Source organism: Microcoleus sp. Pol12B5 (assembly GCF_036701335.1).
Taxonomy (GTDB): domain Bacteria; phylum Cyanobacteriota; class Cyanobacteriia; order Cyanobacteriales; family Microcoleaceae; genus Microcoleus.
Map to the genome: position 1 here is coordinate 215,125 of NZ_JAUBQQ010000002.1, position 12,308 is coordinate 227,432.

Here is a 12,308-nt window from a genome sequence, read left to right on the forward strand (position 1 = left end):
ATCATTTTCGGTTACACAGCGCCGTGTCCTACCTGGGGAGCATCTCACTTTTGCACCCAAGCTAGAAATTGGAGTGTTGAGGCAGGAGACGGGAGGCTCTGTGCCCCCCTAAGTCACCACAACCTGCTGTACCTCGTTTCAGACCCCAATCAGCCCAAACCCGCCTTCCTCGCGCATCACCTGCTGCTTGATGAGCAAATTACCCGCTTTCTATTGGGAGAAAAAAGACAAAATAGAAAATAGCTTGCCCCATATACCCTACGGGTGGCCATGCACTACTTTGAGAAATCGCTTTTCTCTCTAAAATTTTGCGGCAGCCCTTACCAAAGCATCACTGAGGCTTCACCACCAGAAAAGTTAGAGTATAAGCGGATTCTCAACACATACCGCCGTCCTTGATAAAGCCGAACATTGATTTGTGCATTCAAGTCTGTGCCACTGTCGTCGTCACCCGCAACATATTTGAGATCACCACTCTGATCCTCGAAAAGAACCATAACTGTATCTACTTTTCCGAAGGTTCCAATTGTATAGGTTCGGGTAGCAGAGGGTTTGATCACAAAGTTCTTCTGTTCAGCAGGCGCGAGGGACAGAATCTGGGAATGGAAGGGTTTAAGTTCTGTATAACTGGAGTCATCAAGCGGGGGATAGAATAATCGTACCTGCAAAACATCCTGCTCGGAAAGCCCGCCAGCAGGGTTTAATCCGTTCTGGTACTCCACAGGTTTCTCAATGAGTCCCGCTGCAAAAGCGTAGTGCATGATTGAGTTGGGGTCCCACTTTGACCCCTCCACTTCTCCTACTGCAAGCTTTTGGAGCACATTATAAAAAGTTGTATCTCGGTCCCACTCGTTAGGAGGAGCACCGAAATATTTATAAACGGCTTCTTCGTCCCATACGATACCTGCAAACGGGTTTTGGTGCTCGTGAGGGAAACCTAAGGCGTGACCTATCTCGTGAACAGGGACATCTACCCCACGGGGATCAGCCCGAAGATCCCATCCGAAGTTCATGGTACGCTCGCCTTGTTTAGGAATATCGATTGTATCGCGGCCAACATATGACCAGGCTCCATCCCCTTCCAAAAAGCCGATTCGTATCTCTGCCTCGCTGATGTTGCGAACTTCCTCAAACTTGATACCAATCCCTACCTTCTTCCACACCTCAAACCCCTGTCGCACAATCTCCTTCTGTTCATTCCCGCCTGAATAGGAACCACCCTCAAAAAAGTAATAACGTAATTTTGTACCGTTAACCCACTTCTTCCCGAGTAACCGTATTAGACGAGCACGCTCCGGCGACACGCTGGGATCGAAAGTGCGTGGAGGAACCTTTGGCAAAGCACAAAAATGTTGTGCTTCTTTACCTGATTCTGCGCCACCTGAGCCAACTTTGATTCCGAGCTTAGCTTCAATTTGTTCGAGGCGCTTTAGTAATTGCTCAAGTTGATAAGAGTCGATTGGTGAAACTTTAGTCATGACAAATTCCTCCAAAGTGAATACCTAGGGACTTTAAGTCCAAAGAACCAGCTATTTTGAGAATGTTTGTGTTCATCTACCTGAATCAAGTGAGAGCACAGTAGATTCAGTAAAGATAAACTGCAACCCTGTCAACAATGACCTAGATAAATGCGAGCTTTCGAGCTTGTGTCAACTGAATAAAATCCTTGTGAAAGCCAGATTTTTTGTTATAATGATGAGTCTGGACGGAGAGGTTTCCTACCCTCAATATCCCATGAGGAGATGGCGATCGCACTTTACAGAGAACTCGTGTTCCCCATTCTAGTTTCCAGCTTTACACTGTCAACGATCAATAATCAGGACTGTTTTTAGATCCTAGTCTGAAACCGTTGATTTTCCGTTGGGATATCGATTGTGCAATCGCCCTGAAACCCTTATTCTACAGTTGCCAATCACACACTATCCGAATTATTGATAGGAAGAATTGACAACAGCCTGCTAGAGCTTGCTGCATAGCCTTTATAGGCTAGCAAATAAAACTGTGTTAGTGGGGGTCGTCGGTTAAAATCCCGCCGTTTCGATCAACAAAACCCGCCTAACGAAGCGGGTTTTGTAGTTTTTGTAAAAATTTTCACTCTTTGGCAATGATTAAACAATCACTCTCAACTTTAGACAGCATATCTGGAAAGGCTGATGTGTAGTTGCCATCTTTGTCTACAACCCTGCGGAGTATATATCCGTTCTCAGCAGGTTTGCCGAAAAACGAGTTTGTGCGATGCCAGATATCTCCATTCGGAGTATTTGGATCTCGATCAATCAAAAAATCTACCAGCCACGGCGGCACAGACCATCCAAACACTATCGGCGTGATGTGTCCGTGCTGCAAAGTTGCATCAGAGAATCGGAACAAGTAGCTGAAGCGAGAAAATTTGACTAAATAAATTAACATCCGTCCCGCCATTGATGAATGAAATGTCCAGATAACAGGGTCAAAAACGCGCAGCAATAACGTCCGTTCCTCAGCATTCCAGTCTGAACTGTACATCGTCAGACAATCGTCTGGTAAAACATTCCCGTCCATAAAAAAGATACCTTGTAGGACTTCGGGTAACTCCGCTGGATGTTCTATTTTCATCCAATTCGCGATGTCTTTTAGTTGCTTTTGTTCGATTAACATGGTATTATCTATCCTCAAAATAGTTGTGTTTTGGTTTCCTATTAGATACCCCCTTGATTTCTGAGTCTATCGCTCGCTCAATAGTTTGTGTGGCGTGCGGTTTCAACTGAGGTGTTGCACCATTGCCAATAAGTTTTTCAAGGGCGGGCGGGACACCCCACAAGAAACTTGATGTCTTGTGGAACAGGCATCTTGCCTATTCTTGAGAATGGTGCAATATCTCAGTTTCAACCGCTGTCTGATGCGAGCTTTTGGATTAATTACCGCCGCAAGTTAGGCTCAGAGCTTCGTCGCACTTTGCCTACCGTACTCACGACATCCACCAGCATATTGAGTGCGATGTCTTTACCGGGGCAAATCCGTCCCGCACTACGATCGCCCACGGAATGAAATCCCATATGAAAAGGGCACAGATTCTCCCGCTTAGGGTTGAATTCGTATACCGTCGAGCCCCAGAAACTCTCGTCTAGCAGCCCCAAACTGAGCGGTATCAGTACCTTGGTTCCTGCGGGGAAGGTGCGTTCTTTGCCCGCTACCGTTGCGGTGAAAGGCTCTGTCGCGACTCGGTGGGTGGCGCTGACGGGGGCCCAGAGGCGCGCGCATTCCAAGAGGAACAGTTCGATCGACTGGCGATCGTCCAAATCGAGCTGATCCCAAAAATCAGTCGGGTTAATTTCGGCCGTCTGCTGTCCTTTATAGGCGGGGAGAGGGCGGTATCCCATTGCCGTGTAGCCCAGGTGCAGGGGGCCTTGCATTCCCGCTATTCCCATAATTGATGTCATCAGCTTTGCCAATTCCCGCTTAGTCATGCCGTTATTTTCCGAGCTCTTCTCGAAGTCGGCTAAAGCTGGGGAATTTTCATAGATAGTCGCTGCACGCTCGATAAGAGCGGACAAATCCCCGTGTCCAAAGAGGTTCAGGCTTTGCAGCAGGTTGCCGATGACGGCGAAGTAGTGCAGCGGGCTTTGGCGGGTGTAATGCAATTCGGTGAGAAGTTCGATCGACTCTGAATCGTCTGGATTAATCCCAAAGATGACGTAGTGCAGGTATCGGACTAAAAATCCCATCCAACCGCGCTTGACATCGGTAAAAAACGCTCCCCCCGCACCGTGCGACATCTCGGCATAATCTGCAGCTAGCCGATCGAGCAACCGTCTGCTGATTTCGTCTCCTTGGCGATCCGTTGTGGCACTGTTGAAGAGATACTTCTGCATACAGCTTCGGAATGCCGCGTGGTTGCTGCTACCGTCAGGTTCGCGATCGGACAAAGACAGGAGGAAAAGGTTCCTACCGCCGACATCTTGGTTGGGGGCGCTATCGGGATCGAGTACAGAAGTACCAAGCCGCCATCCGCGCGCCTGGGGCGATGTGAGTGCTTTTTCCAGCGTGTCAAACTCTCCCATCACGACTTGCCCCGCGCAGCAAAAGTTGGCTCCGAAAGCCAGCCGTTTTATCGGCAAATAGGTGGGTTCGTTGGCAATCAAACCCTCAATCAGGGCGATCGGTGGTAGCATCGTTTTGCTGAGACTTTCTTCCGGGTTTTGCAAAGCCCAAACCTGAAACTCGTTCAGGGCCGGGTTCATCAGCGATGAGAAAATAGTATCTAAATTTAGGTTCATCATAATTCCTCCGAGAATCCCTCGCCATAACCCGCTTCGCAGTTAGCAGCAAGAGGGTATTGAGTGGCCATTGAGCGGATATTGAATCCCACTTAATTGCCAAAATCAGTAAGTATAACTATAGCCATCTTTATTTGTGAACACAGTGGCAATATAGATATAGTTTTACTGAATATGTCTGCGCTCCAGTCTAGCCTTTTCCCGGAGATTGAGTGGAATTTTTAACGATTGCTGGTAAGTATATCTACTTTCTGTATCTAAAGTATTAGCCCCAATCTCTGAGAGTCGCACATAAACCGTAGTTATGTGCGACTACTTGCTATTAGATTGAGGCAAAATCGGCGACATTAATTAGACTGAACGACACCCCATTTAGAGAGGCTAAAATTTCTCCGTTTGCTGATAAACGGATGAAAGTTGCATTGTTTTCTTGAGTAATTGACAGTTGGGAGAAAGTAAGATTGTTGCCTAGAGAAAGCAAATCTTTTCCGTCTTCAAAATTCAAGATAATATCGATACCGGAATTGGGAGATAGCAAGAAGCGATCGTTGCCATCACCTCCGATCAAAGTGTCATCTCCATCTTCACCGAATAGGAAGTCGTTGCCATCACCCCCAATAATAGTATCATTTCCCTTGCCTCCGCGCAAAGTATCATTGCCAGTGCTGCCATCTAGCAGATCGTCGCCTCGGTTGCCAAAGATAATATCGTCACCATCGCTACCTGTAATGGTATCAATTCCCTTGCCGCCGTAAAGGGTATCGTTGTCAAAACCGCCATTGATTAAGTCATTGCCTTGATTGGCATTAATCCAGTCATTGCCGTTAAAACCAAAGATCAAATCATTTCCCTTTTTGCCACTTAAAACGTCATCGCTGCTGTCGCCACCTAGAGTATCGTCGCCATCAGTACCGATTTTTTGATTGGGGGAATTGTTGACTAATTCTATGCCGCTGTCGGGGAAAGGTTCCGCAGCAGTGAAGTCACTGTCTATATTCTTGCGAATTGTGGGGTTATTGACGCTTGCCGATTGAATTTGTGCGTCTAAGGATGTGCCTGTATTTTCTGTGATCGCCTCCTGAATTGTTTTATTTCCGGCTGCGACTTGCTGCAAGTCTTTAGCGACTTCACCTTGTTCTACCTGTTGAACTTGGGCTATTTTAGTAGCTGCATCTGAAAGCGGGAGGTTGCTAGATGCGATCGCCCGTACCCGCTGATTCCCTTCAGAAATAATTTTAGCAACTTCCGGTGCAAGATCGGACGCTTTTTGTGCTTGAAGTTGAGTGGCAGCAGACTGAATGATGCTTTGTAATTGTGCGGGATTGCTTAAATCGACAGCCCCGGATTGAATTTGATTGGCAATAGTGGAAATAATGCGATCGGCAATATCGGTTTTAGAGTTAGCCGAAATCCCGCTAATTAAAATTGTCGTCTGAACAACAACGTTTTGTACCTGAATGTGCGCTGCATAAACCGCCAAACCGTTCGGATCGTTTTGAGTAATTGCCTGTAGCGGATCGTAGCTAGTCAAATCAATTGTTGACGGTACTCCAAATGCTGCCTTAACTTTAGTCTCTGCTTCATTAGGATTGATACCTTGTGCAACCATCTTCTCCATCAGAGTAGTCAAAGGCGTCACAACCGTAGCATCAGGTGTTGCTGTTAGCGCTGTTTGCTGCGGTAAATAAGTAGCGGTATTAATACCGTCAGTAACTACCAGTCGGCCTTCATTCGGTTCGATTTCGCCGCTGTTATTTTTGTCAAATTGGGGAAGAGAGACATCTAAATTAAAACTGCCATCGACGTTAGAAATTGTGAATGGTTCTTTGTCATCTTGGATACCGTTAAAGTTAGAATCAAAGAAGACTTTAGCTCCCGTTAGGTAACTATTAACACCGCTACCACTCTGTCTTGAACTTTCCCCCGTGCCAAATTTAGCCAACTCAAATGTAGCAAAATTTCTTTTCCAAACTGTTTGTTTTCCTTCCCAAAATTCCCAAGGAACTATAGCTTGAAACTCCAGCCCTAAAAAAGCATTAACTTGACCTGATATATCAAAAAGTTCCCAGGGTTTACTAATGCGGGAGCCAATTTCAGAGCCTCGGATTTTACCATCGCTTTTGCCGTTATTTTCTCCAATATCTACTAAATCAATGCCTATGCTTCCTTGTATTCCAGCCGTTCCATAAAGGCTGGCCACTACTGCATTTACTCCGAGCCCGGCTTTAATACCAGCATTGATTTTAAGTTCATCAACATCCGCACCAGTACCGTCTGGGTTTGCGCGATCGCTCACGTAAAAACCATCTAAAACTTTGTAGGCTGATGACGCATCGAATTCATCATCTTTCCATTCTTTTAATCCGTAAGTATCGTAGCCAAATGCGAGGTGTGCTGACGCATTAAAGTTGCCTTCAAGTAACCCTGATATCGGCCCAAATATAGGAAACTCTTTCTTAAAATTGAAATCTATTCCCAGTGGAGGCATATCGTAGGTGAAAAGGACAACATCAGGTTTTCCTAAAAGAAGTTGAATTGCTGTTTCTGGCTTGGTTAAAATTGGCAAGTCTATGCCCGGAACGCTCTTGAATTTATTGACAAAATCTTTTTTATTGCCGCCTGTTTTAGAATTAATTTGTTGAGAAATATCGGAGACTGAGTTTTTCAGTGTCGGTGTTTTGTTTTTGAGGCTAGAGTTGGGCTTGGCAACATTAATATTGCCTAAACTGTATGAACCTAAATCGATCGCAATATTTCCTGAAGAGTTTGACAGGCTATTTGCCAATTGCGAGATCTCGTCGATTTTGATAACTGCATTTAAGAAGTCAGTAGCAACATTACCATTCGAAAATTTAGTTGCCAGTTCCAAGATCGAAACTTGGCCATCTCGATTGTTATCAAAGGAATCAGCAACGCCAAGTTCTGACAGTAACTTAGTGTCTGTATTTAGGAAATCGATAATGGGTCTAAAAGGGTCAATAATATCAGAAACAGTGGTGAGTATTGGTTTTGCCAAGTTAGTAATAAAGGTTCCCAAGTCGAGTTTGAGGTTGTTAAATTCGACTTTCGGGTTAGGCAAGCCAGCAAAGGGATTGTTGGTGGTTGGCGAGCCTATATTTACCTGATTATTTGATGGCAACAATGATGATGAATTTGAAGTAGCGCTTGTGTTTGAATTTGAGGAACCTAGCAATTGATTTAACCGTGAAGCCGCTGACAAATTCTGATTGGATGTCAGTGATGAATTTAAATTTGATATACTCGATGAATTTGGAGACGACGGCGAATTATTTAATTGACCGTTTCTATAATTAATCAGCGGCCAATTGACTGCCAAATCCAAGTCAAAAGATGGAAAAGCAGCATTGCCATTAATGCTAGTTTTTCCGTGCAAGCCGAGATTGGCATTACTGGTTAAGCTAGATTGAAATAAGTCTTCTAACTGATAACTCCCGTCCAACTCAGACAAAGTTAAACGATTGCCATCATCAGTACCGCCCAGATTATCTAAGTCATTCAACTTGACTTCAAAGTTGGCATTGAGTTGAGTTGGGTTTTCAGGATCGTCGGTAAATTCAGCTTGTAAAAAAGCGAGATTAGCTTGAATCTTGAAATTCTCAGGAAGTGCTAACTTAAAGTTAGCGTTCAATTTGGTATTGTCCGTATCGATGTAGCAGCCAAAATCTTTGTTGTAACCGACACCAATAGATAATTCATAGTCAAATCCCGATTTTTCAGGGGTCTTGAAAAGACTAGCAACTGGCGAAATCAAACTCTGAGAAGGAACAATCGCACTAGAACGAGAGCCATTACTACTATCTATAACAGGTGCTAATGCGGCTGAATTACTGATAGTCGAATTGAGGCTTGATGCTTCTAAATCATTGGATAAGTTGGAAAAGCGAGAGAGATTTGTAGTCGGTGAGAAGGCGACAACTTGATTCGATAGCTTCGGAGGGTTTTTGACTTTCAATCCGAGTGCGGGCAATCCTAAGTCTTCAGCAAACTTAATATCATCTAGTTGATATTTTTTGCCAATTTTAATGACTAAGTTACTGTCATTGGGATTTGAACTGCTCTCGACTTTAACATCGAATGCCGACCCAAAAACCTCCTGAATGCTATTTTGGAGCTGACTAGGCGTGAAATCTGTTGCATTTTTAATCGTATTGACCAGACTATTTTTGAAATTGCTAATAAAATTCGGAGAAATGTCGCTGAGTCGTCCTAAAATTGGCAGTTTGAAATCATTAAGTTGGTCGTTAACAATGTTTTCTAGTTTGTCTAATCCTTTTTCCAAACCGCACCAAAGGGTTTTGTTATCGCTATTAGTAACGGCGACATCTGCTGATGGCGTTGGCGTTGGCGCAGGAATTGGCGCTGGCGCAGGAGTTGGGGTTGGGGTTGGGGTTGCAGGAGTTGGGGTTGGGGTTGCAGGAGTTGGGGTTGGGGTTGCAGGAGTTGGGGTTGGGGTTGCAGGAATTGGCGCTGGCGCAGGAGTGGGTGTCGGTATCGCAGGAGTTGGGGTTGGGGTTGCAGGAGTTGGGGTTGGGGTTGCAGGAGTTGGGGTTGCAGGAGTTGGGGTTGCAGGAGTTGGGGTTGGGGTTGCAGGAGTTGGGGTTGGGGTTGCAGGAGTTGGGGTTGGTGTCGGCGTATTGTCGTTATCAGTAATGGCGACGCTAACAGGTGAAATTGTGATGCTGTTATAATTAACATCGCTACTGGTAGCAGTATGGTCGATCGCACCCGTATGATTTCCTTCAACTGCATTGTCATCAACAGCAGCCACCGCCACAGTTTGAGCGACATTCCAATTATTAGCGGTAAAAGTAAGTGCGGTAATTGGTTGAATTTGACTGCCTGTAGCCAAGTTAATCGTAACAGGTGCTGTCGGTTGAGTATTTAACTGAACGCTGTAACTTCCAGTTGCACCGCCTTCCGTTGCATTCGCAGCAGTGGGGTTAATAGAAACGCCTGGGAAGTCGTTATCGGTAATGGCGACGCTAACAGCCGGAATTGTGATGCTGTTATAGTTAGTATCGGTACTGGTAGCTGTATGGTCGATCGCACCTGCATGATTTCCTTCAACTGCATTGTCGTCCACAGCAGCCACCGCCACAGTTTGAGCGACATTCCAATTATTCGCTGTAAAAGTAAGTGCGGTAATTGGTTGAATTTGACTGCCTGTAGCCAAGTTAATCGTAACAGGTGCGATCGGTTGACTATTTAACTGAACAGTGTAACTTCCATTTGCACCGCCTTCCGTTGCATTTGTGCTGGCAGGATTAATCGTAATGCCAGGAGTTTCATTATCGCTGTTGCTGGCGCTGACATCATCGGGATTGAGATTGCTGTAATTAATGTCGGTACTGACAGCCGCAGCAGTGACAATATTGTAAGTTTTACTGCCATCAGCAACGCTGTCGTCAACACCTGTCACCGTTACCGTTTGCGGTTGATTCCAGTTCGCAGGCGTGAAAGTTAAACTGTTGCTGGAAACTGTTGCTTCGGCGGGATTGGAACTGCTCAAATCAATGCTAACATTAGCACTGGGTTGACTGTTAAGTTTAACGGTAAATGTAGCGCTGTCGCCTGCTTCTGTCGTCACTAATCCGCTGGCAGGATTGACGGTGACTCCGGCAGTGTCATCATTACCGATCGTAGTTGTAGCGGTAGCAGCGGTAATAGTCGGAGTCGGGCCGGGCGCAACCGGATTTGACAGAGTAACAGTAATAGTTTCATCCGGTTCAATTATCGCATCGCCCAATACATCTAAAGTAATGGTTTTCGATGTCTCGCCCGCCGCAAAATTAACCGTACCAGTAATGCTAGTTCCCCCAGAAGTGCCGCCGATATTGTTGTAATCGCTGCTGTTTGTAGCAGTTCCTCCAATTGCATAATTTACACTGCTGGCAGCATCAATCCCGCCGCTGCGAGTCACGGTAAAAGTAACGGGAGTAGTGCCACTGTTGCCTTCGGCGAGGCTGGCAGTACCGGCAGCAATGGCGTAATCTATGGCGTCATTGGCCGGAATAGTTAGTGTTGTTTCTTTTGTTGTACCTGCAATCCCATCAGTAATCGTACCAAAGCTGAACACCGCTGTTTCGGCGTTCTCTGGGATATTGTCAGCTTTGACAGTGACAGCAACATTCTGAGTGAGGGTGTTGGTACCTGCACTGAATGTGAGAGTGGCAGGTGAAAAAGTGTAGTCTGAATCTTGGTTAGCTTTACTGCTGGGGTCGATAACAATTGGTACAACTAGATCGCTGAAGGGAGTGCCGCCGCTGATGGTGACTGGGACATTAACGATGGTATCTGTTGTTCCTTCTGTGCCGCTGTAAGTGGCTGCGCCGAAATTGACCTCAACGGTGGTATTCAGCAGGATGGAGACATCGTTAGAACCGCTATTGGCGGTGGCGAGATCGGGTTTGTTGTCGGCGTTAAAATCTTTGATGGCGATCGCTTTTGGATTTGTCCCGACTGCGTAGTTAATGGGGTTGCCAAAAGTGCCTTGACCGGTTCCAGTTAGAATAGAAACGTTGTTTGATTGATTGTTAGCCACAGCGATATCGAGTTTGCTGTCGGCGTTTAAGTCGGCAACTGCGATCGATGCCGGACTATCGCCTCCCGCTGAGTAGTTGGTGGCATTGCCAAAGACACCTTGACCAGTTCCAAGTAAAATGGAAATGTTGTTAGAAATGCTGTTGGTGATGGCGAGATCTAGAATGTTGTCACCGTTAAAGTCTCCTGCGGCAATGGATGTTGGATTAGTCCCAACTGCATAATTTACCGCGATTGAAAATCGGTCTGCACCAGCGCCTCCCGTGTTCAGTAGGATGGAAACGTTGTTAGAACCGCTGCTAGTGATGGCAAGATCGAGGCGGCCATCGCTGTTAAAGTCTCTCGCTGCAATCGCGGTTGGAGTTGTCCCTACCTGAGATATATTTTCTTCAATAGCAAAACCGTTGCCTTGAGCGTTTTGTAATCCGATGGAAACGCCACCATTAATGTCTGCTACAACTATGTCTGATAAATTGTCTGCGTTAAAATCGCCTACGCCGATCGCACTGGGCGGGTTTGTCCCGGCGCTAAAGCTAGTGGAGTTGCCAAAAGTACCTTGACCAGTACCCGGTAAGATGTAAACGGAACCACTAGGAAATTCTCCACCAGACCAGTTAGTTACGGCTAGGTCTAGGAAATTATCGGTGTTAAAATTACCTGCTACGATGGGAGTACGACTGGATTGATTTACGTTGGCGGGAGTGCCAAATCCTCCTTGGCTGTCCCCTATTAATAGGGAAACAGCGGTTCCGCTGCTGATGGCTAAGTCTGGGATATTGTCGTTATTAAAGTTTTCGGCAGTCAGGGATTGGGGATTTGTGCTGGTTGGAAAGTTGCTAGCGGAACTGAAAGTAGACATGATTAATTTACCGATTAGTTAACAACAGTAATTTTTGATGTTTCGAGTTGTGAAACTGATGCAAATCGCCCCTAAGTTGCTGGCATCAGTGTCCCGACGATCGCAAGTACAAACAGGCTGCCTCCCACAGCGATAGTTACTATATTCCATACCGAAAATCGATCGTTAGGATTGTGGTTTGGGGCTGCTAAACTGTTCAGTTCATTCACAATCTCTTGAACAGGAAGCAAAACTATTACAGATAAAAAACTAACTAGCCAGTATGGGTCTGGCAGTCGGGTACACAGCGCAAGCCCCAACCAAGCCAGAGTCAGCAAGAAGGGACTACAGTTGGCATCAATACCGCGCAATTTAGCCCTATTTCTAATTTTCGTAATCAATGAATAACAAAAAATACCGTTGAAAACAGCTCTCCAAAATGGGCTAATGTCGTCTCCTGTTGCGGCTTTGAATAGCTGCCAGTTTTTGTAAAACCAAAAAATTTGATAGAGGCCCAAGGTTACTAGGGACATCACGAACAACTTCAGCCGAGAAACAGGAAAAAACATTGGTGGTGCATCTTCATTCATATCAAAAACCTCATAGGTGGATAGACTACTACTCGATCGGGACTTATACCCAATGCGGTCGAT

General features: G+C 45.7%; 5 protein-coding genes. All 5 read right to left on the minus strand.

All coding sequences use genetic code 11. From position 1 onward, the window contains the following. Positions 1-320: 320 nt before the first annotated feature. Positions 321-1,478, minus strand: a complete 1,158-nt coding sequence (locus QUA24_RS02190; RefSeq protein ID WP_333226849.1) for a M12 family metallopeptidase — start codon at positions 1,476-1,478, stop codon at positions 321-323. 613 nt (positions 1,479-2,091) lie between these two features. Beyond that, positions 2,092-2,637, minus strand: a complete 546-nt coding sequence (locus tag QUA24_RS02195) for a hypothetical protein (RefSeq protein ID WP_333226851.1) — start codon at positions 2,635-2,637, stop codon at positions 2,092-2,094. A gap of 260 nt (positions 2,638-2,897) precedes the next feature. Then, entirely contained in the window at positions 2,898-4,259 is a 1,362-nt protein-coding gene (locus QUA24_RS02200) for a cytochrome 450 (RefSeq protein WP_333226853.1), read from the minus strand. A gap of 319 nt (positions 4,260-4,578) precedes the next feature. Next, entirely contained in the window at positions 4,579-11,676 is a 7,098-nt protein-coding gene (locus tag QUA24_RS02205) for an FG-GAP-like repeat-containing protein (RefSeq protein ID WP_333226855.1), read from the minus strand. A 71-nt stretch (positions 11,677-11,747) separates the two neighbouring features. Next, the gene (locus tag QUA24_RS02210) at positions 11,748-12,245 is read right to left on the minus strand and encodes a hypothetical protein (RefSeq protein WP_333164199.1); all 498 of its coding nucleotides are present in this window, start codon (positions 12,243-12,245) and stop codon (positions 11,748-11,750) included. Between the last annotated feature and the right edge of the window lie 63 nt (positions 12,246-12,308).